Origin of the sequence: Burkholderia pyrrocinia, assembly GCF_003330765.1 — a bacterium.
Taxonomy (GTDB): Bacteria; Pseudomonadota; Gammaproteobacteria; order Burkholderiales; family Burkholderiaceae; genus Burkholderia; species Burkholderia pyrrocinia_B.
The window spans coordinates 882324-906701 of record NZ_CP024903.1 but is presented as its reverse complement, the minus strand read 5'-3'; the positions used below and the strand labels follow the sequence as shown (position 1 = coordinate 906701).

26 protein-coding genes and 1 pseudogene are annotated in these 24378 nt (G+C 67.4%); 12 read left to right on the top strand and 15 right to left on the bottom strand.

Annotated features, from left to right (window positions below):
• Nucleotides 1–6 precede the first annotated feature (6 nt).
• The gene (locus tag CUJ89_RS21565) at nt 7–1233 is read right to left on the bottom strand and encodes an efflux RND transporter periplasmic adaptor subunit (RefSeq protein ID WP_114179478.1); all 1227 of its coding nucleotides are present in this window, start codon (nt 1231–1233) and stop codon (nt 7–9) included.
• A 79-nt stretch (nt 1234–1312) separates the two neighbouring features.
• Here CUJ89_RS21565 and soxR point away from each other — a divergent pair, with 79 nt between their 5' ends.
• Entirely contained in the window at nt 1313–1792 is a 480-nt protein-coding gene (gene soxR, locus CUJ89_RS21560) for a redox-sensitive transcriptional activator SoxR (RefSeq protein ID WP_059522233.1), read from the top strand.
• Nucleotides 1793–1801: 9 nt separating this feature from the next.
• Here soxR and CUJ89_RS38580 read toward each other — a convergent pair.
• Both CUJ89_RS38580 and CUJ89_RS21550 read right to left on the bottom strand, forming a co-directional pair.
• Nucleotides 1802–1879 (bottom strand): annotated as a pseudogene (locus CUJ89_RS38580) (3-oxoacyl-ACP reductase); the annotation flags it as partial.
• Nucleotides 1880–1888: 9 nt separating this feature from the next.
• Entirely contained in the window at nt 1889–2542 is a 654-nt protein-coding gene (locus tag CUJ89_RS21550) for a TetR/AcrR family transcriptional regulator (protein WP_114179477.1), read from the bottom strand.
• Nucleotides 2543–2690: 148 nt separating this feature from the next.
• Here CUJ89_RS21550 and CUJ89_RS21545 point away from each other — a divergent pair, with 148 nt between their 5' ends.
• Together CUJ89_RS21545 and CUJ89_RS21540 are read left to right on the top strand one after the other, a co-directional pair.
• Nucleotides 2691–3983, top strand: coding sequence for an NAD(P)/FAD-dependent oxidoreductase (locus tag CUJ89_RS21545; RefSeq protein WP_114179476.1), 1293 nt, complete (start codon nt 2691–2693; stop codon nt 3981–3983).
• Between the two features lie 44 nt (nt 3984–4027).
• Entirely contained in the window at nt 4028–4417 is a 390-nt protein-coding gene (locus CUJ89_RS21540; RefSeq protein ID WP_114179475.1) for a DUF3331 domain-containing protein, read from the top strand.
• A 2-nt stretch (nt 4418–4419) separates the two neighbouring features.
• Here CUJ89_RS21540 and CUJ89_RS21535 read toward each other — a convergent pair whose 3' ends face one another.
• A complete protein-coding gene (locus CUJ89_RS21535; protein WP_114179474.1) occupies nt 4420–5748 on the bottom strand; it encodes a dicarboxylate/amino acid:cation symporter in 1329 nt (442 codons plus the stop codon).
• Between the two features lie 13 nt (nt 5749–5761).
• Complete coding sequence (gene ggt / locus CUJ89_RS21530; RefSeq protein ID WP_114179473.1) at nt 5762–7513, bottom strand: gamma-glutamyltransferase; 1752 nt, start codon at nt 7511–7513, stop codon at nt 5762–5764.
• Between the two features lie 362 nt (nt 7514–7875).
• Here ggt and CUJ89_RS21525 point away from each other — a divergent pair, with 362 nt between their 5' ends.
• Entirely contained in the window at nt 7876–8754 is an 879-nt protein-coding gene (locus tag CUJ89_RS21525) for a MurR/RpiR family transcriptional regulator (RefSeq protein WP_114179472.1), read from the top strand.
• A 27-nt stretch (nt 8755–8781) separates the two neighbouring features.
• Here the strand turns inward: CUJ89_RS21525 and CUJ89_RS21520 are convergent, their stop codons facing one another.
• The 3 genes from CUJ89_RS21520 to CUJ89_RS21510 all read right to left on the bottom strand — a co-directional run bounded on the left by CUJ89_RS21520 (nt 8782) and on the right by CUJ89_RS21510 (nt 12189).
• Entirely contained in the window at nt 8782–10119 is a 1338-nt protein-coding gene (locus tag CUJ89_RS21520) for an AAA-associated domain-containing protein (RefSeq protein ID WP_114179471.1), read from the bottom strand.
• Nucleotides 10120–10130: 11 nt separating this feature from the next.
• A complete protein-coding gene (locus CUJ89_RS21515) occupies nt 10131–11882 on the bottom strand; it encodes an ABC transporter permease (protein ID WP_114179470.1) in 1752 nt (583 codons plus the stop codon).
• Nucleotides 11883–11964: 82 nt separating this feature from the next.
• Nucleotides 11965–12189 (bottom strand): phosphate transporter, encoded by a 225-nt coding sequence (locus tag CUJ89_RS21510; protein ID WP_114179469.1) that lies wholly within the window; start codon nt 12187–12189, stop codon nt 11965–11967.
• 256 nt (nt 12190–12445) lie between these two features.
• Between CUJ89_RS21510 and CUJ89_RS21505 the strand changes: the two genes are divergently transcribed.
• The 3 genes from CUJ89_RS21505 (at nt 12446) to CUJ89_RS21495 (ending at nt 15122) form a co-directional block, all read left to right on the top strand.
• Nucleotides 12446–13390, top strand: coding sequence for a metallophosphoesterase family protein (locus CUJ89_RS21505; RefSeq protein WP_114179468.1), 945 nt, complete (start codon nt 12446–12448; stop codon nt 13388–13390).
• A gap of 17 nt (nt 13391–13407) precedes the next feature.
• Nucleotides 13408–13749: a cupredoxin domain-containing protein gene (locus CUJ89_RS21500; protein WP_114179467.1), complete on the top strand. Its 342-nt coding sequence runs from the start codon at nt 13408–13410 to the stop codon at nt 13747–13749.
• Between the two features lie 233 nt (nt 13750–13982).
• On the top strand, nt 13983–15122 hold the full coding sequence (locus CUJ89_RS21495; RefSeq protein ID WP_114179466.1) for a patatin-like phospholipase family protein: 1140 nt from the start codon (nt 13983–13985) through the stop codon (nt 15120–15122).
• Between the two features lie 150 nt (nt 15123–15272).
• Here the strand turns inward: CUJ89_RS21495 and CUJ89_RS21490 are convergent, their stop codons facing one another.
• Nucleotides 15273–16436: an alpha/beta fold hydrolase gene (locus CUJ89_RS21490; RefSeq protein ID WP_114179465.1), complete on the bottom strand. Its 1164-nt coding sequence runs from the start codon at nt 16434–16436 to the stop codon at nt 15273–15275.
• A 248-nt stretch (nt 16437–16684) separates the two neighbouring features.
• Here CUJ89_RS21490 and CUJ89_RS21485 point away from each other — a divergent pair, with 248 nt between their 5' ends.
• The gene (locus tag CUJ89_RS21485; RefSeq protein WP_114179464.1) at nt 16685–16993 is read left to right on the top strand and encodes an ArsR/SmtB family transcription factor; all 309 of its coding nucleotides are present in this window, start codon (nt 16685–16687) and stop codon (nt 16991–16993) included.
• Nucleotides 16994–17075: 82 nt separating this feature from the next.
• Nucleotides 17076–18137: an alkene reductase gene (locus CUJ89_RS21480; RefSeq protein WP_114179463.1), complete on the top strand. Its 1062-nt coding sequence runs from the start codon at nt 17076–17078 to the stop codon at nt 18135–18137.
• A gap of 18 nt (nt 18138–18155) precedes the next feature.
• On the opposite strand, the gene CUJ89_RS21475 is transcribed toward CUJ89_RS21480, so the two are convergent.
• Nucleotides 18156–18683 (bottom strand): GNAT family N-acetyltransferase, encoded by a 528-nt coding sequence (locus CUJ89_RS21475; protein ID WP_114179462.1) that lies wholly within the window; start codon nt 18681–18683, stop codon nt 18156–18158.
• A gap of 86 nt (nt 18684–18769) precedes the next feature.
• Here CUJ89_RS21475 and CUJ89_RS21470 point away from each other — a divergent pair, with 86 nt between their 5' ends.
• The gene (locus CUJ89_RS21470) at nt 18770–19381 is read left to right on the top strand and encodes a LysE family translocator (RefSeq protein WP_114179461.1); all 612 of its coding nucleotides are present in this window, start codon (nt 18770–18772) and stop codon (nt 19379–19381) included.
• 36 nt (nt 19382–19417) lie between these two features.
• Here the strand turns inward: CUJ89_RS21470 and CUJ89_RS21465 are convergent, their stop codons facing one another.
• Both CUJ89_RS21465 and CUJ89_RS21460 read right to left on the bottom strand, forming a co-directional pair.
• Nucleotides 19418–19639 (bottom strand): oxidoreductase C-terminal domain-containing protein, encoded by a 222-nt coding sequence (locus tag CUJ89_RS21465; protein ID WP_114179460.1) that lies wholly within the window; start codon nt 19637–19639, stop codon nt 19418–19420.
• A gap of 4 nt (nt 19640–19643) precedes the next feature.
• On the bottom strand, nt 19644–19985 hold the full coding sequence (locus CUJ89_RS21460; RefSeq protein WP_114179459.1) for a hypothetical protein: 342 nt from the start codon (nt 19983–19985) through the stop codon (nt 19644–19646).
• 229 nt (nt 19986–20214) lie between these two features.
• Between CUJ89_RS21460 and CUJ89_RS21455 the strand changes: the two genes are divergently transcribed.
• Nucleotides 20215–20583, top strand: a complete 369-nt coding sequence (locus tag CUJ89_RS21455; protein WP_114181490.1) for a DUF2784 domain-containing protein — start codon at nt 20215–20217, stop codon at nt 20581–20583.
• 122 nt (nt 20584–20705) lie between these two features.
• Here the strand turns inward: CUJ89_RS21455 and CUJ89_RS21450 are convergent, their stop codons facing one another.
• Complete coding sequence (locus tag CUJ89_RS21450) at nt 20706–21584, bottom strand: phosphatidylinositol-specific phospholipase C (protein ID WP_161556551.1); 879 nt, start codon at nt 21582–21584, stop codon at nt 20706–20708.
• Nucleotides 21585–21590: 6 nt separating this feature from the next.
• Here CUJ89_RS21450 and CUJ89_RS21445 point away from each other — a divergent pair, with 6 nt between their 5' ends.
• Nucleotides 21591–22613 carry a LacI family DNA-binding transcriptional regulator gene (locus tag CUJ89_RS21445; protein WP_114179458.1) on the top strand — a complete coding sequence of 341 codons (1023 nt, stop codon included), beginning with the start codon at nt 21591–21593 and terminating at the stop codon, nt 22611–22613.
• Between the two features lie 32 nt (nt 22614–22645).
• On the opposite strand, the gene CUJ89_RS21440 is transcribed toward CUJ89_RS21445, so the two are convergent.
• Nucleotides 22646–23506 carry a carbohydrate ABC transporter permease gene (locus CUJ89_RS21440; protein ID WP_114179457.1) on the bottom strand — a complete coding sequence of 287 codons (861 nt, stop codon included), beginning with the start codon at nt 23504–23506 and terminating at the stop codon, nt 22646–22648.
• Nucleotides 23503–24372, bottom strand: coding sequence for a carbohydrate ABC transporter permease (locus tag CUJ89_RS21435; protein WP_114179456.1), 870 nt, complete (start codon nt 24370–24372; stop codon nt 23503–23505). Before CUJ89_RS21435 ends, CUJ89_RS21440 begins: the two co-directional genes overlap by 4 nt.
• Between the last annotated feature and the right edge of the window lie 6 nt (nt 24373–24378).

Sequence of the window (24378 nt, the reverse complement as noted above, 5' to 3'; positions counted from 1 at the left end):
CTCCCGTCATTGCGCGGCCGGCGCGCCGGCGTCGGCCACTGCCTGCGTGCCGCCGCCCGTGCCGTTGCCGTTGCCGTTGCCAGTACCGGCATCGGCGCGCACGGGCAGCGCCTTCGGCTTCACCTGCGCGCCTGGATAGTAAATTCGCTGCACGCCGTCGACGACCACGCGATCGCCCGCCTGCAGCCCCTTCTCGACGATGCGCTCACCTTCCAGCTCGCGGCCGATCGTCACATCGCGGCGCAGCGCCTTGTCGTCGGGGCCGATCACGTACACGTACTTGCGGTCCTGGTCGGTCAGCACGGCCTTGTCGTCGACGAGCAGCGCATCCTGGTCCCGGCCGCTGACGAGTTGCACGCGTGCATACAGGCCCGGCGTGAACGTGTGGTCCGCGTTCGGCAGCCGCACGCGCGCGCGGATCGTGCCGGTTTGCGGGTCGAGCCGGTTGTCGAGGAAATCGACGGTGCCCGCATGCGGGAAGCCCGTCTCGTTCGCGAGGCCCACGCGCACCGGATCGGCGCCGATCGCGCGATGCTTCGGGTCGGCACGCCGCGCGTTGTAGCGCAGGTAGCTCTGCTCGTCGCAGTCGAAATACACGTAGACAGGATCCTGCGACACGACGGTCGTCAGCAGCGTGTCGTCCGCGCGCGCAAGGTTGCCGGCGGTCGCGACCGCGCGGCCGACACGGCCCGCGATCGGCGCGCGCACTTCGGTGAAGCCGAGATTGAGCTTCGCGTCGGCGACGGCCGCGTCGGCCGCCTGCAGGTCCGCGCGTGCCTGCTCGGCGGTGGCGCGCGCGTTGTCGAGCTCTTCCTGCGACGTCGCATGCGCATCGATCAGCGTCCGCACGCGCTTGAGCTGCACGTTCGCAAGACTCGCGGCCGCGCGGGCCCGCTGCTGCTGCGCGTTCGCGCGGTCGAGCGCGATCCGGTACGGGCGCGGGTCGACCTCGAACAGCAGCGCACCTTGCGCGACGAGGTCGCCCTCCTTGTAGGCGACGCGCTGCAGATAGCCGCTCACACGCGGCCGCAATTCGACCGCGTCGACGGCCTCGACGCGTCCGTTGAATTCGTCCGCGAGGCGGACCGTGCGCGGCGCGACGGTGGCGACGCCGACTTCGGGAAGGGGATGGGCCGACGCTGCGCCTTTGCCGTCGTGACAGCCCGACAACGCCAGCAGCAGTGCACAAGTGGCGCCCAACGGCGACGTCCTGCGTAGGGATAAGGGGAGCATGATGCCTCGCGACGGGTTAAACTGCCGCGTAGCATAAAAGTTGAAGTTAACTTCAAGTCAAGCTTTCCCGGAGGGCGTCATGGGTATCCAGGAAATTCCGCAGTGGCCACTGATGTCGATCCGCGAAGTGGCCGCGCGCAGCGGTGTGCCGGCATCGACGCTGCGCTTCTACGAGACGCGCGGGCTCATCAAGTCGCACCGGAACGGCTCGAGCCACCGCCACTATTCGCGCGCGGTGCTGCGGCTGATCGCGTTCATCGTGTTCGCGCAGAAGATCGGCTATTCGCTCGACGAGATCGCCGAGCAACTCGTCAGCCTTCCTGAGGATACGGCACCGAGCAACAAGGACTGGCAGCGGCTGTCGCGCGGCTGGAAGCAGCGCGTCGCGAGCCGGATCGAGGAACTGCAGCGGCTCTACATCAACCTCGACGAGTGCATTGGCTGCGGCTGCCTGTCGCTGAAGCGCTGCAAGCTGACCAACCCGGAGGACCGCGCGGGCCGCAACGGGCCCGGCGCGCGGCGCTGGCTCGGCGACGCGCCGCCCAAGGACCTCGAATGACGGACGGGGCCCGCGCGGCCCGAGTTCCCGCGCGAGCGCGACGGTGAAACTTTCGACGCCGGCCTTCGCGGCCGCATGCGCGAGACCGCGCGACGCTCAGTCGCCGATCAGGTTGAGCGCGATGCCAAGCACGGCCTGCTTGAATTCAGGCTGCCGCGCGGGCAGCGACGTGTACTCCCGCATCATGTGGCTGTACGAGACCGTCATGCCGATCGCGCTCGCGATCATGAAGAACAGCACGACCGGATCCGCCGCGCGGATTGCGCCGGCCTGCACCGCGTCCGACAGCAACGGCACCATCACGTCGTGATACGGGCGCACGAGCCGCGCCTGCAACTGGTCGAGCCGGCAGCCCTCCTCGGTCGCCGCCGTCGAGAAGAACATGCCGATATCCGGCTCTTCGAATTCGTGATCGACGCACAGCTCGATCGCGCGCCGCACGCGCTCGCGATGCGGCAATGACGACGTGCGCAGCGCGCGCAACGCGTCGAACATCGGCTCGGCCAGCTCGGCGATCTGCTCGACGACGGCCAGCCACAATGTTTCCTTTGTGCCGAAATGATGGGCGATCAGCGCCGCGTCGATTCCCAGTTCGCGCGCGACTTCGCGCACGCTCGTCGCGTCGTAGCCACGCTTCGCGAACGTGCGGCGCGCGGCCCGCAATATCACGTCCGGACCGACGGACGCATCCGCCAGCGGCCGCCCGCGCGTACGCCGCTTCGACGGCGCGCGCTCAGTGACTTCAGCCACGTTTTCCTGCTCCCCTTGAATGGTTCGAATGCCCGTGTTCGGACCCCGGTTTCACGTCGCCGGAACCGGGCTGCCTGCCCCGCTTCGTTGACACGCGAAGCCGGAAAGCGCTAGGATCATACCTTATTCATCACGTGATGATTTATTCATGACAACCCCTACACGCATCGTCATCGTCGGCGGCGGGATCGCCGGACTGCAGCTCGCGACCCGCCTGGGCGAGCGTCTCGGCCGGTCCGGGCGCGCGCAGGTCACCGTCGTCGACCGCAGCCCGACCCACATCTGGAAGCCGATGCTGCACACGATCGCAGCCGGCACGCGCGACGTGCAGCAGCAGCAGGTGATCTTCCTCGCCCATGCGCGCGACCACGGTTACACGTACCAGCCCGGCGAGCTGACGGGGCTCGATCGCGCGCGCCGCCGCGTGCGGCTCGGCGAAATCCGCTCGCAGGACGGCGCGCTGGTGATCGATGCGCGCGAACTCGAATACGACGTGCTGATCCTCGCGCTCGGCAGCCAGGCCAACGATTTCGGCGTGCCGGGGGTGCGCGAGCACTGCTACTTCATCGACAGTCAGAAGCAGGCCGAGACCTTCAACGAAGCGTTGCGGATGCGCGTGTTTCGCAGCATCGCGCGCGACGAGCCGCTGCGCGTCGCGATCGTCGGCGCGGGCGCGACCGGCGTGGAACTCGCGGCGGAACTGAGCCGGTTGCTGGAGGTGGCGCAAGCCTACGGCGACGAAACGGTGCGCGAACGGCTGCAGCTCACGCTGCTCGAAAGCGGCCCGCGCATCCTCGCCGCGTTTCCGCCGAGGATTTCCGCGTCGGCGCAGCGGCGGCTCGAACAGATCGGCTTTCGCGTGCTGACGTCGACGCGCGTTACAGCGGCCGACGCGACCGGCTTCCACTACGGCGACGGTTCGTTCGCGGAAGCGGACCTGATGGTCTGGGCGGCGGGCGTGAAGGCGCCCGATTTCATGCAGGCGCTGGGCGGGCTCGACACGAACCGCGCGAACCAGATCGCCGTCGGGCCCACGCTGCAGGCGACGGCCGACGAACATGTGTTTGCGATCGGCGATTGCGCGAGCCTGCTGCCCGACGGCCACGAACGGCCGCTGCCGCCGACCGCGCAAGTCGCGACGCAGCAGGCCGAGCATCTCGCGAAGCACCTGCCCGCGTGGCTCGACGGCAAGCCGATTCCGCCGTTTGCGTTCCACGATTTCGGCGCGCTCGTGTCGATCAGCGACTACGACGCGTTCGGCACGCTCGGGCAGTTCGGGTTCTTCCGCGGCGGCTTCATACAGGGGCGTTTCGCGCAGTTCAGCCACCTGATGCTCTACCGGCGGCACCAGCAGGCGCTGCACGGTTTCTCCAAGGCGACCCTGCTGTGGATCGCCGAACGGATCAACGGCTGCGTGCAGCCGCGCATCCGCCTGTCGTGATGCCGCGCGTCGCGGCACCGCGTAACGTTTCGAGGAAAGCACACATGAATGACAGTGCAGCGTCCTGGCTCATGACCGTCGCCGCAATCGGCAGCTTCGACATGCCATCCGTTTCGTGGGGCGTGCCGCAGCGGCGCAGCGTCACGCGCGACCGGCTGCCGTCGTGGGACGCGACGAGCCGGCCGACGATCAGCGTGCTCGAGCGGCCCACGGCCGACACCGTGATGATTTCGTGGCGCGATGCGTGCACCGGGCACTACGGCTACCAGAAGTGGCGGCTGTTCACGACGCGCAAGCGCGGCGTCTGCGCGCTGTCGGGGCGGTCGATCGAGAGCGGCGACAGCGTCTATGCGCCGCAATTGCTCGGCTCGACGCCGGGCAACGCCGCCGCGATGGTGCTGGCGGCGTGCATCGACGAGGCGTTGACGGTCTAGCGTCAGACCGGGGTCGCGCGGCCCGCGTCATAGGCCGGATCGCTGCCCTGCCGTTCCAGTTCGGCGTCGAGATGCGCGGCATGCGCTTGCGCTTCGGACTCCGACATCAGCTCGCCTTCCCACTTCGCGACCACCGCGCTGGCGATCGAGTTGCCCACCGCGTTCGTGGCCGAGCGGCCCATGTCGAGGAACGTGTCGACACCGAGAATCAGCAGCAGCCCGGCTTCCGGGATGTTGAACTGATGCAGCGTCGCCGCGATGACGACCAGCGATGCGCGCGGCACGCCGGCCATCCCTTTCGACGTCAGCATCAGGATCAGCAGCATCGTGACCTGCGTGCCGAGCGACAGATGGATGTCGTAGGCCTGCGCGATGAACAGCGACGCGAACGTGCAGTACATCATCGAGCCGTCGAGGTTGAACGAATAGCCCATCGGCATCACGAAGCTCGAGATCTTGCGCCGCACGCCGAAACGGTCGAGCGCGTCGAGGATCTTCGGATACGCGGCCTCGGAGCTCGCGGTCGCGAACGACAGCATGAACGCTTCCTTGATCAGCACGAGCAGCTTGAACACGCGGCGGCCGAGGAACAGCAGCCCGGCGGCAACGAGCGTGCTCCACAGCAGCACGAGGCTCACGTAGAAATCGCCCATGAACACCGCGAACTTCAGCAGGATCGACAACCCGTTGATCGCGACGGTGGACGCCATCGCGGCCATCACCGCGAGCGGTGCGAGCTTCATCACGTAGCCGGTGATCTTGAGCATCACGTGCGACAACTGGTCGATCGCGGCGACGAGAATCTTGCCGCGCTCGCCGAGCGCCGACAGCGCGACGCCGAAAAACATCGAGAACACGACGATCTGCAGGATCTCGTTGTTCGCCATCGCCTCGGCGAACGACTTCGGCACCATGTGGCCGACGAAGTCCTTCAGCGTGAACTTGGACGTCGCGAGATGCGCGGACGCGCCGATGTCCGGCAGCGGCAGGCCGAGGTTTTCGCCGGGCCGCAACAGGTTCGCCATCAGCAGGCCGAGCAGCAGCGAGATCAGCGACGCGCTGACGAACCAGCCGAGCGCCTTCACGAACACGCGCCCCACGGACGACGCATCGCCCATGTGCGCAATGCCGACGACGAGCGTCGAGAACACCAGCGGTCCGATCACCATCTTGATCAGCCGCAGGAACACATCGGACACGAGCGAGATGTAGCCGGCGATTTCCGCGGCCGACTGCTTGTCCGGAAACTGCGTGTAGATCAGGTAGCCGATGAAGATGCCGGCCGCCATTGCGAGCAGGATCCAGCCTGCCGCGGACATTCGTTTGTTCATGACGGGACTCGAGTCAGTAACCGATTGCGGATCCGGCCGGACGGCGCGGGTCGTTGTAGCCATAGATGAAGCCGGCGCGCACGTTGCCGGACACGGACGAATCGTTCCCGGAACTCTGGCGGCTCGCCGCTTCGGTGCCCGGCAGGCCGACCATGATCAGTTCGGCGGCGCCCCACGGCGTCTGCTCGACCATCTTGTAGCCCATGTTGCCCAGGATCGCGAGCGTGTCGGGCGACAGGCCGTAGGTTTCGTAATAGACCGCGTCGGGCAGCCACTGGTGGTGGATGCGCGGCGCGGCGACCGCGTCCTGCGGCGTCATCCCGTAGTCGATCACGTTCAGCACGGTCTGCAGCGTGATCGTGATGATGCGCGACCCGCCCGGCGAGCCGACCACCATGAACACCTTGCCGTCCTTCTTCACGATGGTCGGCGCCATCGACGACAGCGGACGCTTGCCCGGCGCGATCGAGTTGCGCGTGCCCTGCACGAGGCCGAACAGGTTCTGCACGCCGACCTTCACGGTGAAGTCGTCCATCTCGTCGTTCAGGAAGAAGCCCGTGCCCGGCGCGATGACCACGGCGCCGAAGCGGCCGTTGACCGTATAGGTCGTCGACACCGCATTGCCGTCGCGGTCGACGATCGAGTAATGCGTCGTTTCCGGCTTCTCGTGCACGCCGACACCGGGCTGCACGTCGACCGACGGCGTCGCGGTATCGCCATGGATGCTCTTGCGGATTTGCGCCGCGTATTCCTTGCTCGTCAGCTTCGCGACCGGGTTGTCGATGAAGTTCGGATCGCCGAGCAGCGTGTTGCGATCCTCGTACGCGTGCCGCATCGCTTCCGTCATGAAGTGGACCGCCGCGGCCGAATGGTAGCCAAGCTTGCGCATGTCATACCCTTCGAGAATGTTCAGCGTCTCGCACATCGTCACGCCGCCCGAGCTCGGCGGCGGGGCCGACACGAACTCGTAGCCGCGATACGTGCACGTCAGCGGCGCCATGTCCTGCGCGCGGTAGGACGCGAAATCGGCGGCCGTGATCAGGCCGCCGCCACGCTTCGCCGCGGCTTCGACGATCTTCGGGATCTCGCCGTGATAGAACGCGTCGGGCCCCTGCTCCGCGATACGCTCGAGCGTGCGGGCCAGGTCCTTCTGCACCAGGCGATCGCCCGGCTGCAGCGGCGTGCCGTCCGGCCGCAGGAAGATGCGCGCCGCTTCCGGGTCCTTCCTGAAGCGCTCGATCGTCGTATCGAGGATGTCCGTATCGGCGCGCGTCAGCACGAAGCCGTCGCGCGCGAGCCGGATCGCCGGCGCCATCACCTGCTTGCGCGTCAGCTTCCCGTACTTGCGCTGCGCGAGATCGAGGCCGGCGACCGTGCCCGGCACGCCGACCGCGCGATAGCCGTACAGGCTTTGGTCCGGAATGACATTCCCCGCCGCATCGAGATACATGTTCGCGGAAGCCGCGGCCGGCGCGGTCTCGCGGAAGTTGATGAAGCGGTCGCGGCCGCCGGCCAGGTGCACGGTCATGAAGCCGCCGCCGCCGATATTGCCGCAGCACGAATTGGTCACGGCCTGCGCATAACCGACCGCCACGGCCGCGTCCACCGCGTTGCCGCCGTCCTTCAGGATGTCGACGCCGATTTGCGACGCGAAGTGCTGCGACGACACGACCATGCCGTTCTTCGCTTCGACCGCGGGTTCCGAAGCGGCGAACGCGCACACGTGAATGGCCGACAACAGGGTGAGTACGACGAGCCGCCTCATGACGGAATCCTCCAGACAAATAACCGGGCCATGCCGGGATGCGCCGCCGCGCAATCGCGTGCCGACGCTGCCAATCCGGCATGTAATAAACCATACATTCCGGCGAGGCCGCGATCATAGCACTCGCTTTTTTGCACCAAAACCTAGGGTTATCACTGAATTTGAAGCGAAGACTCACGGAATTGCTTCTCGATGAATGTTTGTTTCATTACATTGATAGGCGAGCCTGCTGACCGAGCGATACGTCCCTCTAATTTCGGGCCACCCGCGGCCCGGCTCACGTCGATCGGCTAACATGCGTGGAGTCGCCGGCAGACGCCTGTCTGCCGTTTGTCATTCAGATAAGAGAGCTGGAGTGCCCGATGGGGACGAGCATCAGGGCGTTGCTGTTATCCCAGATGGATAGCTTCACGCCGTCGGAACAGAAGGTCGCGCACGCGTTGCTGGATCGCTACCCGAGCCTCGGCCTCGGGCCGATCGCGAGCTTCGCCAAGCAGGCCGAAGTCAGCGATCCGACCGTGTTTCGCTTTGTCGTCCGGATCGGCTTTCCGAATTATTCGTCGTTCCAGCAGGCACTGCATGACGAGATCGACACCGCGATGAATTCGCCGCTCGCGCGGATGGATGCGTTCCATTCCGAATCGGGCAGGCGCGACAGTCATTCGGCGATTTTCCAGCGGCTGTCCGAGTCGCTCGCGACCACGATCGAAGGGCTCGACGCGGCGGCGTTCGATGCAGCCGTGGCGCTGCTGGCCGATCCGGCCGTCCGCATCTTCTGCGGCGGCGGGCGCTACACGGCGCCGCTCGCTTCGCTGTTTTCGTTCACGCTGGCCTACGCGCGCCCGCATGTGCAGGTTGTCGAGCCCAACGTGAACCTCGCGTCGGTCGCACTGGCCGACATGGGGCGCGACGACGTGCTCGTCATTTTCGACTTTCGCCGCTACCAGAAGGACAGCATCCGGTTCGCGCAGGCCGCGCACCGGCTCGGCGCGCGGATCCTGCTGATCACCGACGAATGGCGATCGCCGATCGGCGAATTCGCGGAGATCGTGCTGCGGATCCAGGGGCGCCCTTTCGCGATGCTGCAGACCAACGTGCCGGCGCTGGCGCTCGCCGAAGCGCTGGTGATCGGCGTGACGAACCGGCTGCCGGAACTCGCGCGGCAGCGGATGGAGAAGATCGAGCAGCTCGGCACGGGCGGGATCGAGCAGCACACCAACCCGCGCGACTTGCCCGAATGACGATCGCTCGCCATTCGGGTGCGGACATCAGCTCTCGACGTCCTCGAGGCTGAACACTTCGGTCTTGTCGTTGTACGAGAAGACTTCTCCGTAACGGCCCCAGTCGATCACCGCGTCGAGCGTTTCCTCGGCGACCTCGTCGGACAGGAAATCCTCCAGTTCCTGCTCGAAGCGCACGCGCGGCGCGCGATGGCCCGGACGCTCGTTCAGCACCTTCCTGATCCGTGCGGCGAGCGGCACGTGCTTCAGCAGGTGATCCGCGAACATCAGCTTGCGCTCCTGCGTGCCGAATTCCGCGAACACGCGTGCGGGCGGCGTCAGGAACACGTCGCCTTCCCGCACGTCCGCGAAACCGAGGTACTGCAGCACTTCGGCGATCGGGAACAGTTCGTCGACTTCCAGATGCAGCGTGCGCGCGATTTCCGGCATGTCGGCGCGGCCGTGATACGGCGCCATCGCGAGCGTCTCGATCAGGCCGGCCATCAGGTTGGTCGACACGCGCGGCAGCCAGCTGCCGAGCTCGAGCCCCTTCTTCGTCGCTTCGTTGGTCTGGCGCGCGGTCATCTTCGCGTAGATGTCGTCGACGAGCTTGCGGAAGTCGGTATCGAGCCGGTTGCGCGGGTGCTTGAACGGCACCTTGATCTCGGCGATCACGCGGCCCGGGTTCGACGACAGCACAAGGATCCGGTCGCACATGAACACGGCTTCCTCGATGTTGTGCGTGACGATCAGCACCGACTTGATCGGCATCCGCCCTTGCGTCCACAGGTCGAGCAGGTCGGTACGCAGCGTCTCGGCCGTCAGCACGTCGAGCGCGGAGAACGGCTCGTCCATCAGCAGGATCGTCGGGTCGACGACGAGCGCGCGCGCAAAGCCCACGCGCTGGCGCATGCCGCCCGACAACTCGCGCGGGTACGCGTTCTCGAAACCGTCGAGACCGATCAGGTCGATTGCGGCGAGCGCACGCTCGCGCCGCTCGCGCGCGCCGACGCCGAGCGCTTCGAGGCCAGCCTCCACGTTCTGCAGCACGGTGAGCCACGGGAACAGCGCGAAGGTCTGGAACACCATCGCGACACCTTCGGCCGGGCCGCGCAGCGGCTGGCCGAGGTAGGTCACTTCACCGCCGGTCGGCTCGATCAGGCCGGCGATGATCCGCAGCAGCGTCGACTTGCCCGAACCGGAACGGCCGAGCAGCCCGACGATCTCACCTTCGCGCAGCGACAGGTTTGCGTCGTCGAGCACGAGCAGTTCGCCCTGCGACTTGCTGAAGCCGCGGTTCACGTGCTCGACGCGCAGGATTTCCTCGCCGAGGCGCGGCGGCTGGGGCGTCTGGACAGGGGCGTTGATAACGGTCGAATTTTGCATCGCGCTTACTCTCAATCGAGACGGAGCCGGGATTCCGCATAGGCGTACATCGGACGCCACAGCAGACGGTTGAACAAGGTAACGAACAGGGACATCACGGCGATGCCCAGGATGATCTTCGGGAAGTCGCCGGCGGCGGTCATCTGCGCGATGTACGAACCGAGGCCGTGCGCGACGACCTTCGTGTCGCCCCATTGCACGAACTCGGACACGATGCTCGCGTTCCACGCGCCGCCCGACGCGGTGATCGCGCCGGTCACGTAGTACGGGAAGATGCCCGGCAGGATCGCCTGCCGCCACCACTGCCAGCCGCGGATGCGGAAATTCTTCGTGGCTTCCTTGTAATCGTTCGGATAGGACATCGCCCCGGCGATCACGTTGAACAGGATGTACCACTGCGTGCCGAGCACGATCAGCGGCGACAGCCAGATATCCGCGTTCAGGTGAAAGCGGACAATCGCGATCACGAACACCGGGAACAGCAGGTTCGCCGGGAACGCGGCGAAGAACTGTGCGAGCGGCTGGATCTTCTCGGCCAGCGCCGGGCGCAGCCCGATCAGCACGCCGAGCGGCACCCAGACCACCGATGCGATCGCGATCAGCACGACCACGCGCAGCAGCGTGATGAGCCCGAGCACGAGCACGTGGCCGACCTCGGCCATCGTCACGCCGGTTGCGACGAAGCCGACGACGCGCCAGACGACATACACCGTCAGCAGGATCACGAACGCACCCCACACGATGTCGCCGATCCGCGACGAGCGGCGCGCCGGCGCACCGCGCGACCGCGTGCCCTTCAGCGACGGCACGCGCAGCGGCACGCGCGCCGCCTGCGACAGCAGCCAGCCGGCCGGCACGAGCAACTGATGGATCAGGTGCGTGCGGCGCATCATGTCGAGCAGCCAGGACTGCGGCGCGTCGCCCGACGCCGTGTTTTCCATCCGGAACTTGTCGGCCCACGCGACGAGCGGGCGGAACAGGAACTGGTCGTACGCGAGGATCACGACCGACATCGCGACGATCACCCAGCCCACCGCGCCGAGGTTCTTGTCCGAGATCGCCTGCGCGAGATACGCGCCGACGCCCGGCAGCGTGATGGTCTGGTTGCCGACGGTGATCGCTTCCGACGCGACGACGAAGAACCAGCCGCCCGACATCGACATCATCATGTTCCAGATCAGGCCCGGCATCGAGAACGGCACTTCGAGCTTCCAGAAGCGCTGCCACGACGTCAGGTGGAAGCCCCGCGACACTTCGCTCAGATCGCGCGGCACCGTGCGCAGCGACTGGTAGAAGCTGAACGTCATGTTCCACGCCTGGCTCGTGAAGATCGCGAAGATCGCCGCGAGCTCCGCGCCGAGCACGCGGCCCGGGAACAGCGCGAGGAAGAACGTGACCGTAAACGAGATGTAGCCGAGCACCGGCACCGACTGCAGGATGTCGAGGATCGGGATCAGCACCATCCCGGCGCGCCGGCTCTTTGCGGCGAGCGTGCCATAGACGAGCGTAAACACGAGCGACGCGACCATCGCGGCGAGCATCCGCAACGTGGTGCGCAGCGCGTATTCGGGCAGGTTCGACGGATCGAGCGAGATCTTCTGCGTCTGCAGCACGCCGATCGGCGCCATTGTCTGATGGAAGCCGACGATCGCCATCGCAAGCAGGCAGATGATCAGCGGAAACGCGACGGCATCCCAGCGGTTGGGCAGCACGCGCCACGCCGAGGCGTTCGCGGTGCGGTTCGGATCGAAACTGATATCCATCGGTAGCGTCTTGTGTTGAATTGAAAATCGATGGGGCCGGCCGCGTGCCGCGCGGCCGGACGTCGCACCCGCGGTGCGCGGATCAGAAAAGTCCGTGCAGTGCCCAGTACAGGCCGGCCGACAGCGCGACGACCAGCAGCGCGAACGACAGGACCGAACTTGCCCCGACCGGGCCGAGATCGGCACTCAGGTGAATCGCGATATAGACGATGCCGCAGGCAATGATCAGAAAAAACAGCGCGGAGCTGAGGGTGCGCGTGCGCTGGATGGCCGCGCCGCTGGTTTCCGTTGCCGCGAGATTCGGCATGAAGGGGCTCCGGAGAGGTGACTCGGAGTCGCAGGCTATCGGGCGGTCATGACGCAAATGTGACGTGTCAATTACAGGACATTAACAAGTCATCGTCCGCTGTCCGGGCGGCCTCGTCGCGGGCCGCCGGCTCCGGTGTCCGGCTTCGCACATGGCGGGAATAAAACCGTCGTCGCGCCGGTATGGCACGCGAAGGCGCCGGTTTATTCCAGGACGATCCGGCCGTCCAGTTTCGTCACACGATTGCGAGGCTCACATGTCTTCATCGACTCCCACCCGCCCGTCGCGCCGCAAGGCCCTGCAGTGCATGGCCTTCGGCGGCCTCGGCACGCTGTTTACGCTGTCGGGCGGCATTCTGACGCCGTTCGACCTCGCGCTCGCGCAGACCGGCGACGCGCGCCCGGCCGATGCGGGCCGGCCGCTGTTCGTGCAGATCAGCGACACGCACATCGGCTTCAACAAGGACGCGAATCCCGACGTCTCGGCCACGCTGCGGCAGACGATCGAGTTCGTGAACGGGATGCCGGCGATGCCCGCGCTGGCCATCCATACCGGCGACATTACGCACCTGTCCAAGCCCGAGGAATTCGACCACGCGTCGCAACTGCTGTCCGCGCTGCGCGTGCCGGAGCTGCACACGGTGCCCGGCGAGCACGACGTCACCGACGGTTCGGGCGCCGAATATTTCGGCCGGTTCGGCAAGGCGTCGGACAACCGCGGCTATTACAGCTTCGATCACGCGGGCGTGCACTTCATCGGCCTCGTCAACGTGATGCATTTCAAGCCGAACGGCCTCGGCAGCTTCGGCGACGACCAGCTGGCGTGGCTCGCGCAGGATCTCAAGGGCCGCTCGTCGAGCACGCCGATCGTCGTGTTCTCGCACATGCCGATGTGGACCATCTACGAGCCGTGGGGATGGGGAACCGGCGACGCGCCGCAGACGATGGCGCTGCTGCGCCGCTTCGGCTCGGTCACCGTGCTGAACGGGCACATCCACCAGATCGTGTCGAAGGTCGAGGGCAACGTGACGTTCCACACCGCACGCTCCACCGCGTTCCCGCAGCCGACAGCCGGCAACGGCCCGGGCCCCGTGCCGCTCACGGTGCCGCGCGACCAGCTGCCGAGGATGCTCGGCGTCACGACCGTCGAGTTCGCCGGCCACCCGGCCGCTTCGGCGCTGCACGACGCGACGCTGGCCTGAACCCCGAGGAGAACCACATGAAAAACCTCACGCCGATGCGATCGCTCGTGGCGCTCGCCCTCTGCGCGGCCGCCGCCGGCACGCCGCCCGCCGCGTTCGCGCAGGGCCCGGGCGGCCCGCTCGTGACGATCCACAACTTCATGTTTTCGCCGATGTCGACCACGATCAAGGCCGGCACGACGATCACGTGGAAGAACCTCGACGGGGAGCCGCACACCGTCGTCAACGACGCCGGCATCTTCCACTCGAAAGCACTCGACCAGGACGAGACGTACTCGTTCCGCTTCGACAAGCCGGGCGTCTACAAGGTGTTCTGCGGGATTCATCCGTACATGAAGGAGACGATCACGGTCGAATGACACGGCGTACCACGAAACGCACGGACGAACGGCGGGCGGCGGCGATCCGCCGCCGTCCGACGCGCCGTGCGCGCAGCGCATCCGCCGGCGCCACCGGCATACACGCGGCGGATTCTCGAGCCGGCACGGCTCGCCCGTGTTCTCGCCCTGATCCGACGCATCGCTCCACCGATCGCCTAAACTGAATCGAACTGTTCGGACCCGACCCACCGTCACACGCAACGAGGCAAGCCATGACCGCGAGCCAGCCGGCACGAATGGACCTCCCCGGGCAAGTCGTGCTCGTGCTCCAGGGCGGCGGCGCACTGGGTGCGTTCCAGCTCGGCGTCTTTCAGGCGATGGACGAAGCGGGTATCCGGCCCGACTGGGTGGTCGGCACGTCGATCGGCGCGATCAACGCGGCGCTGATCGCCGGGAACCCGCCGGAACGGCGCGTCGAGCAGTTGGCGGCGTTCTGGCGCCGCGTGACCGAACGCACCCGTTTCGACGTCCCGGCGCTGATGCCCGGCTGGGACAGGATGCTGGCCGAACTGATGATCATCGGCGGCGGCATCGCGGGGTTCTTTCAGCCCAATCCGGCGTCGTGGCTCGGGCCGATGGTCCACCTCGGCGTCGATCGTGCATCGTATTACCGGATCGCGCCGCTGCGCGACACGCTCGTGTCGTTGATCGACCCCGCGCTGCTGAACGCGGGCCACCCGCGCCTGACCGTCAGCGCGGTCAATGCGTGCACGGGCACGATGCGCTATTTCGATTCGCGCGATACGCGGCTGGGAATCGACCATATCATGAGCTCCGGTGCGTTGCCGCCCGCGTTCCCGGCGATCCGGATCGACGGCGCGCCGTACTGGGATGGCGGCGTGTATTCCAACACGCCGGTCGAGGTCGTGCTCGACGACAACCCGCGCCGGAGCTCGATCATCTTCTCGGTGCAGATGTGGAACCCGGCCGGCCCCGAGCCCGAAAGCATCTGGCAGGTGTCGGAACGGCAGAAGGACATCCAGTACGCGAGCCGCACCGACAGCCATATCGCGCGCCAGCAGCAGATCCATCGCCTGCGCCACGTGATCCGCGAACTGGCCCGGCACGTGCCGGAAGCCGAACGCGCGTCACCGGCCGTGCGCCGGCTCGCCGCATGGGGGTGCGAGACCACGATGCACCTGATCAAGCTCGCGGCGCCGCGACTCGACGGCGACAATCAGTTCAAGGACATCGATTTCACGCCGGCCGGCATCGCGGCCCGGCGGCAAGCCGGCTACGACGCCGCGAAACGGGCCATCGCGGCACGTCCGTGGAACCTGCCGATGGACCCGACGGAGGGATTGACGGTATTCGACGCGGACGCACCGCCGATCGTTGAAAAGCCGGCGTGACACGCGGCGGCGCAACCGGGTCCGATCATTCTGGTGCGATCAGGTGCGCGCAGCGCGGAGGTCGGCACGGCCAGGTGCACTCACCTCGACCTCCGCCAGGCCGCCAGGCCGCCACGTGCATGATGTCGGCTCACATGGCCACGCGCAGGCTTAAGGCGATTCCGCGCGCACGCCCGGCGCGGTGCCGGCGACGACCGGACACGATTGCGGCAACGTCTGGCCGAACAGCACGGCCAGCCCGCACGCAGACGTGAACATGCCGAGATTGTCGTGCCCGACGCCCGGCACTTCGACAAGCTGCTGCGCGAGATCGTCCGGATGCCGCTTCTTCAGGTAATCGAAATACGCGAGCCCGCGCGCGAGCCGGTACGGGCCTTGCGCCATCGCCGCGCACGAACGGTCGATGAAATGCGTGTAAGGGTTCGTGTCGGCCTGCCCGAGCAGGTACACGACATGCCGCGCGACGTAGCGCGCTTCGAGTTCGCGCACGTCCTGCGACGCGACGTAAGGCGGCGCCGATTTCAGCCCGTATTTCCATATCGTCGCGCGCGGGCAGGTTCCGCCCGCGGTTGCCCGGGCGTCCGGCCGTTCGTCGTCGAAATACAGGTAGCTCGACGGGTTCGCGACCACATAGCGCACGGCGACGCCGGCGCGAACCAGCGCGTCGCCCTCGCGCCCTGCCACCGCGTAGCGCTGCAGCAACTGCGCGCCGGCGGAATGGCCGATCACGACCACGGTCGACAGCGACGGGTACAGGCTGCGGTCGGCGAAATGCGCGAGCAACGCGTCGAGCGCGGCGAACGAACTGATCGGGCCCGGCTGGCGGGCCGGTTCGCCGTCCTTCCATCCTTGCTGTGTCCAGGCCAGCGTTTGCGCCGGCAGCGAGAACGCGCGCGTATCGGCGCGCGTCAGGAACTGGGGCGCGACGACCATCGTGCCCTGGCCGGCGGCGCCGGCCTTCTCGACGACCTCGAGCCCCGATGCGTAGTACGCGTCGGCATTGCGGAGCGTGCCGTGAATCACGATGAACACGCGCGTGACGTCGGGCGCGGCCTTGTCGAGCGGATGATCGGCGTAGACGGGCAGCACCGCGCTGCCCTGCGGCGTGTCGACGGCCACGCGCTGGTCGGCGACGGCCTTGACCGGTGCGTCGAGACGTTCGCGCTGTGTGGCCGCGTCGGCCGGACGTGCGCCGCCCAGTATTCCGATTACGGTACAGGCTGCCGCGAGCGGAATGGCGTATGGCAGGGTTCGGAAAGTCGACAGCGCCCGCGAGAGCCGGATTCGTGCAAAGGCGACGGAAATGAGCGACATGGGGGCGGGCCTGTTTGCAGGTATGAATTTAACGGCGATGGTCGCAGAATCCGTCGCGCGGTCGCCGACTTTTTCGGCAAAGGTTCAGTCGGCCCGTTCGCCGCCGCATTCGCCCCACTCTGCCCCCACAATCGCAGTTCACTATCAACCCCATAGCCAGCAGTGCTTTCCAGCATATCGTCAAATTCCGATATATGATTCGCCCATCGACGATACCCGTTTGCCCGACCGAAACGCCAAGCCCATCCATGCCGACCGAACTCGACATCGACGCAATCCTGAAAGCGCTCTCGAACCCTGTGCGCCGGGAAATCCTCGTCTGGCTGAAAACGCCGGACGCGCATTTCCCGCACCAGACGCTGCCGTACGAACACGGCGTCTGCGCGGGCCAGATCGACGCGCGCTGCGGGCTGTCGCAGTCGACCGTCTCCGCGCACCTCGCAACGCTGCAGCGCGCGGGGCTCGTGACGTCGACGCGGATCGGCCAATGGGCGTTCTTCCGGCGCAACGAGGCCGTCATCGACGCATTTCACGACGCTTTGCGCCGCGATCTCTAGCCAACCGGCCGTATCGGCCACGCGGGCCCGCGTCGCGCATGACGCGACGGTGCGCCCGCCTTTCGTGAAGAGGTTATTTGCCATGCCCACGCTGTTCGATCCCGTTACCCTCGGCGACCTGACCCTGCCGAACCGCATCGTGATGGCCCCGCTCACCCGCTCCCGCGCGGGCACGACGCGCGTGCCGAACGCACTGATGGCCCGCTATTACGCCGAGCGCGCGTCGGCCGGCCTGATCATTACCGAGGCGACGTCGGTCACGCCGCAGGGTGTCGGCTATGCGGATACGCCCGGTATCTGGTCCGACGAGCAGGTCGAGGGGTGGAAGCGCGTGACGCAGGCCGTGCACGCGGCCGGCGGGCGCATCGTGCTGCAACTCTGGCACGTCGGCCGGATCTCCGACCCGGTGTTCCTGAACGGCGACCTGCCGGTCGCGCCGAGCGCGATCGCCGCGGGCGGCCACGTGAGCCTCGTACGTCCGCAGCGTCCGTACGTGACGCCGCGCGCGCTCGAGCTCGACGAGATCCCGGGCATCGTCGCCGCGTACCGCAAGGGCGCCGAGAACGCGAAGGCGGCCGGCTTCGACGGCGTCGAGATCCACGGCGCGAACGGCTATCTGCTCGACCAGTTCCTGCAGGACAGCACCAACCGCCGCACCGATGTCTACGGCGGCCCGATCGAGAACCGCGCGCGCCTGCTGCTCGAAGTGGTCGACGCGACGATCGACGTGTGGGGTGCCGGCCGCGTCGGCGTGCACCTCGCGCCGCGCGGCGACGCACACACGATGGGCGATTCCGATCCCGCGGCGACGTTCGGTTATGTCGCGCGCGAACTCGGCCGCCGCAAGATCGCATTCATCTTCACGCGCGAATCGTATTCGGGCGACCATTTGAGCCCGCGCCTGAAGGAAGCGTTCGGCGGCCCGCTGATCGCGAACGAGCAGTTCACGCTCGATACCGCGCAGGCCGCACTCGCGAACGGCAGCGCCGACGCGATCGCATGGGGCAAGCTGTTCATCGCGAACCCCGACCTGCCGCGCCGCCTCGAACTCGGCGCGCCGCTCAACAAGCCGGTGCCGGAGACGTTCTATGCGGAAGGCGAAACGGGCTACGTCGACTACCCGGCGCTGAGCAACGCGGCCTGACGGCCGGGCAGCACGTGTTCAGGCGCGCACGTCCGCGCGCATGAACACGCGCTGCGTCTCGTCGAGCCCGCGTGCGACGTGATGCGCGCGGATCGCGCGCAGCGTGTCGTCGAGCACGGCATCGTCGATGACGTCGAACCCCAGGCGCGCGTAGTACGGCGCATTCCACGGCGCGTCGCGGAACGTCGACAGCACGACCTGTTCGATGTGCTCCCGCGCGGCGCGCGCCGTCACCTGTTCGATCAGGCGCGCGCCGATCCTTTGCCCCGCATGCGACGGCGCGACATCCAGTTCCTCCAGATACAGCCGCTGCGCATCGAGCAGCCGGTAGAACGCAAACCCGACGCACGCGCCCTGCAGGTCGACCGCGACAACCGCACGACCGCCGTCGATGCGCGCGAGCACGTCGGCCGTATCGGTCGGCTCGGCATCGGCGATGTCGGTCATGCCGATCTCGCGAAACCGCTGCGCGGCGGCGACTTCCACGGCGGCCATCGCGGCCGCGTCTTCCCGCGTGGCGGGACGAATCAGGATCGATGCAGTCATGGCGGCAATTCACGCAGGCAGTCTGGAACGGCCGTCACTATAATCGAAACTTCATATGTTTCGAACGCCCCGCCCCGAGGTCCGTCATGACGTTGTCCGCACTCGCCGTCTTCGCCTTCGCCCTACTCGTCACCGCCGGCACGCCCGGCCCGAGCGTCGCCGCGCTCGTCGCGCGCGTGCTGACGAACGGCGTACGCGACGTGTTGCCGTTCCTCGCGGCCATGTGGCTCGGCGAAGCGTTGTGGCTCACGCTCGCGGTCGCGGGGCTGTCCGCGTTCGCGCGCACGTTCGAGACGGGCCTGATCGTGCTGAAACTGCTCGGCGTCGCATACCTGCTGTTCCTCGCGTGGAAGATGTGGACCGCGCCGACCGAAGCGGGCACGGACGACCTGCCGCGCGGCCAGTCGCCGTGGCGCATGTTCGTCGCGGGCCTGCTGGTCACGTTCGGCAACCCGAAGATCGTTGTCTTCTATCTCGCGCTGCTGCCGACCATCGTCGACCTCACGCACGTCGGCGTGATCGCCTGGGCCGAGCTCGTCGGCACGATGCTCACCGTACTGATTCTCAGCGATTGCCTCTGGTCGCTGCTCGCGTCCCGTGCACGGACGTTCCTGACGTCGGCGCGCGCGAAGCGGATCGCAAACCGCACGAGCGCGGCCGCGATGGCCGGTGCGGCGGTGGCGATCGCGACGCGCTGAGCGACGCGGTTCCCGCGCCATCCGGCTTCCCGCACTTCAGGCGCCCTTCGCGAGCGTGCGCAGATTCTGCGCCGAATCGCACTGCACGCCCGGCGCGAACCTCGCGCGCAACCCGATCAGCGTGCACGCGGACCCCGCCAGATCGCCGCGCACGATCCATTCGTCCGCCGTCACGTCGCCCGCGAACTGCACGTACACGCAGCATTGATCGGTCCAGAACCACGGCACGGACGGCGCATCGTCCGGCGCGCCGAGCATCGCGTCATCGTCCGATCAGCTTCCTGAGAATGTTCTGCAACGCGCGCTCATGCTGATCGAGCGCGTCGTCGAGGGTATGGGCCGCGTAGCCCTCGTTGCCGTCCGCCTCCATGCCGGCGATGCGCGTCACGAACAGCAACGCTTCGCCGCGCCTCGCATCGGACACGCCGCGAAAGCGTGTCGTGATCGTCACGCCGGATTCGTCCAGCAGCGTGCGACGGAACACGAGTTCGTTCCCGGACATCCAGCGCGACCACTCGCCGTGATCGAACACCTCGACGGGCGTGTTCTTCGCGTCGAGGATGTAGAAGCGTCGGCCTCGGGCCGGATCGGACGGGGGTTTCATCGTTCATCGGGAGACGCACGCAGGAAGCCGATCGCGCGTCGCCGCCAGGTATCGTCGAATCTTTTCCGCTAAGCTGAATCTCGTGCTCGCACGCGGGCCGGCGCGAGGAAGCATGCATCACGCGTCGACGATCAAGCATACGCTTGCCGGCGAAACGACGCGCGCCACGCAAGGCAGGCCTGCCGATTGCGCGGGATGAGCCGGCGTGACGCATCCTCGCAAGGACATCATGATCTGGCTCGCCAATACGGTTCTGGTGCTGCACGCGATGCTCGTCCTGTTCATCGTTGGCGGACTGGTCGCGATCTGGGTCGGCGCCGGATTCGGGCGCGACTGGGTGCGCAATCGCGCTTTCCGGATTGCGCATCTCGGCGCCATCGGCATCGTCGCGACGCTCGCGGCCCTCGACGTGCCGTGCCCCCTCACCGTGCTGGAGGACTGGCTGCGCACGGGAAAGGCCGGCCCTCAGGGGTTCGTGCAGCGCTGGGTGAGCGACTTGATGTATTACGATTTGCCGGGCTGGGCGTTTGCAGCCGCATATGTCGCGTTTTTGCTGGTCGTGCTGGTCACCTGGCGTCGCATTCCGCCACGATCGTGACGGGGCCGTCGCGGATTTCAGGAGCGGCCGCATTCGGGCGTCTCTCCAAAGTCGGATTGGAGGGCCGCTGACCGGCGATCGTGATCGCCGCGCGTCACCGCACGCGTACCCGACATCGATGGCTACCCGTTCCGCGCGATCAGGGCTCGCACCAGCGCCCAATCGTCGTCATCGCAGAAATCGAGCAGCATCGCGCCGTACGGGCCGCGCCGCTCGCGCAATCGTTCGACCAGTCGCGCATGAATGCCCCGCACCCTGCCGTCGCCGTGCGCGACCACGGACGGATTCGCCCCCATCCCCGTCCCGCTCGTGAAATTGATCGCCCAGCGGCCGCTGTCGGGGGACGGCATGTGCGCCAGCAGCGCATCGATCGCCTGCCATTTGTGCGCGATCGACGCCGCGACGGGCACGCGGTATTCGTCCTGGATCACGAACGCCCCGTCGGGATGATCGATCGTGAACGTCGCGTTGTCGGGCCACGCGGTCAGGTCGATGCCGAGCGGCCGGCCGCTGCGAAAGCGCCGCAGCAGCACGACCGCGCCGCGCACGTCGCCGAGCGCGGGCAACGCGCCGCCGGCATGCCAGCGCAGCCGCGGGTGCCGCGCGCGATGCGCGTCGAAGGTTGCATCGAAACTGCGCGTGCACGCATGCGTCGGCCATTCGTCCTTCACCGACATCACGATGCATTCGCGCGGATGCGCATCGAGAAAGCGCGTACAGGTCGCCAGCACATCGTCGAACGTCATGCCGAGCGCGATGCCGCCGTGATGAATGTCGAACGCATCGCGCACGTGCCGGCAGCGGATGTCGAGCAGCCGCACGCCGTGCGCAAGTTGCGCATCGAGCGGCGCGCGCTGCGTGCGCACGAGCCGATCGTCGACCGTATACGCACAGGTGTCATGGCTGCCCGGTAGGGTCAGCGTATGCAGCGGCCGCGCATCGTCGAGCGCCGACATCCAGTCGGCAGGCGGCATGCACGTATCGTGGCTCGAAAGGATCATGAATCGATGAATGACAGGGAAAGAAAACCGTGGGTAACCGCGTCGGATGTCGCGGTACGGGCCGGCGTGTCGCGCTCCGCGGTGTCGCGCGCGTTCTCGCCGACGGCGAGCATCGCGCCGCAGACGCGCGAACGCGTGATGGTCGCCGCGCGCGCGCTGGGCTACCAGGTCAACCTGATCGCGCGCGACATGATCACGCAGCGCAGCAGCATGATCGGCGTCGTGACGGCCGGGTTCGAGAATCCGTTCCGCGCGCGGCTGCTGTCGGACCTGATGGCCGCGCTCGGGCAGCGTGCGCTCACGCCGCTCGTGACCAATGCGGAAGATCCGCGCCAGGTCCGGCAATCGCTCGAACAACTGCTCAGCTACCGGATCGCGGGCCTCGTGATGACGTCCGCGTCGCCGCCGCTGTCGGTGGCGCAGCAGTATCTCGAACACCGGATCCCGGTCGTGATGATCAACCGCGAAGCGAACCTGCCGGGCGCGGATGTCGTCGTCAGCGACAACGCGGCGGGCGCCGTCCACGCGGCGCAGCGGCTCGTGCGGGGCGGCGCGCGTCGGCTCGCATTCGTCGGGCCGCGCGGCGCGAGCTACAGCGCGCGGTCGCGCGCCGCCGCGTTCGAGCATGCGGTCGGGCGCGGCGACGCATTCGACACCACCCTCGCGCGCGTGCTCGACACGCCGTCCGACACCCATGCCTGCGGGATCGACGCGGCACGGCAACTGTTCGCTGCCGGCGAACGGCCCGACGGCGTGTTCTGTTCGTCCGACCTGCTCGCGCTCGGCGTGATCGACGTCGCGCGCAGCGAATTCGGGTTGCGCGTGCCGGACGACCTGCGCGTGATCGGCTTCGACGACATCCCGGCCGCCGAATACGATGCGTATCGGCTGACGACGCTCCGGCAGGACACGCGCGGCCTCGCGCACGCAGCGGCCGACCTGCTCGTCGACCGGATGCAGACCTTCGACGGCCCGTCGCGCACGCGCGTCGTGCCGGTGACGCAGGTGGTGCGGGATAGCTGCGCGTGACTGGGTGAGATCGGGCGCGGCATTGCCGCGCGTCACTTCAGCCCGCCCGCGAACCCGCGCAACAGGTAGCGCTGCACATAGCCGGCCACGGCCAGCGTGGGCAGCGACGCCATCAGCCCCGCGCTCATCAGGTCGCCCCAGTCGATGCCGTTCTCCGTCACATAGCCGGCGATCGCGAGCGGCAGCGTGAAGCGGCTGGGCGTCGACACGAACAGCAGCGCGATCAGGAACTCGTTCCATGCGGCGATGAACACGAAGATCGCGGTCGCGATCAGCCCCGGCGCGCACAGCGGCAGCACGATCTGCACGAGCCGTCTTGCGAGCCCCGCACCGTCGATGCAGGCCGCTTCTTCGTATTCGACAGGCACGTCGCGCACGAACGCGAGCAGCATCCAGATCGCCATCGGCAGCGCGTAGATTTGATACGCGAGCATCAGGCCGAGCGTCGAATCGAGCAGGTGAAGCCGCTTCGCGAGCGCGAACAGCGGCACCGCGATCGTGATCGGCGGCATCAGCTTCAACGCCAGCACGAGCATCAGGAACAGCAAGTCGAGCCGCGCCGGAAACCGCAGCCGCACGAGCGCGTACGCGGCCGGAAACGCGAGCGTCAGCGCAAGCAGCGTCGTGCCGAATCCGACCAGCAGCGAATTGAAAAGCGGCGCGCCGATGCCGTTGGACCACACCGATGCGAAATGCTCGACGGTCGGCGCGGCCGGCCAGATCCGCAACGGATGATCGAGGCGTTCGAGCGTCGGCATGAAGGCCGCGCCGGCCATCCACAGGCACGGCAGCAGCAACAACGCGAGCGCGACGATGCGCAGCGCCCACGGCATCGCGCGACCGAATGCGGCGCCCGTTCGCGCGTGCGCGATGCCGGTGGATCGCGCCGTCATGCGCGCCGCTTGCGAACCGTCTGCCATACATACCCCGAGACCAGCAGCGCGGACGCCGCGAGCATCAGCACCGACGCGGCACTCGCCGGCCCGACGTTGAAGAAGCGGAAGCCCGTGTCGTAGATATAGGTCGACAGCGTCTGCGTCGCGTTGCCGGGGCCGCCGCCCGTCAGCGCATAGACCTTGTCGAACAGCTTGAACGTGTCGATCGAGCGCAGCAGCAGCGCGAGGCCGATCTGCGGCGCCGCGAGCGGCAGCGTGATGTCGCGCAGGCACTGCCACTCGCTCGCGCCGTCGGTGCGCGCGGCTTCGTACAGTTCGCCGGGAATCGACTGCAGCCCGGCCAGCACGATCAGGAACGCCATCGGCGTCCACTGCCATACGTCGACGAGCGCGAGCGACCACAGCGCGAGATGCGGATCGGACAACCAGCGCACGCCTTCGATGCCGAACGCCGCGAGCAGCGCGTTCAGGAAGCCGTCGAAGTTGAGCCAGTTGCGCCAGATCGCCGAGCAGACGAGCGTGGACAGCATCATCGGCAGGATCGCCAGCGGCAGCGCGACGCGCCGCCCCGGAAACGCGCGCACGAACAGCAGCGCGAGGCCGAAGCCGAGCGCGACCTCGACGAGCGACGCCACGATCGTGAAGCGCAGCGTGTTGCCGAAGCCGGCCATGAACGCGTCGTCGCCGAGCACCGCGCGATAGTTCGCGAGCCCCGCGAACGCGCGGCGGCCGGCCGCATAGTCGACCTGGCAGAACGAATCGATCAGCACCTGCGCGACTGGGTACAGCGCGAGCGCGGCGAGCACCAGCAGCGCGGGACCGAGCAGCGCGACGAACGGCAGGCCGCGGCCGAAGGCTTTCATGCGCGG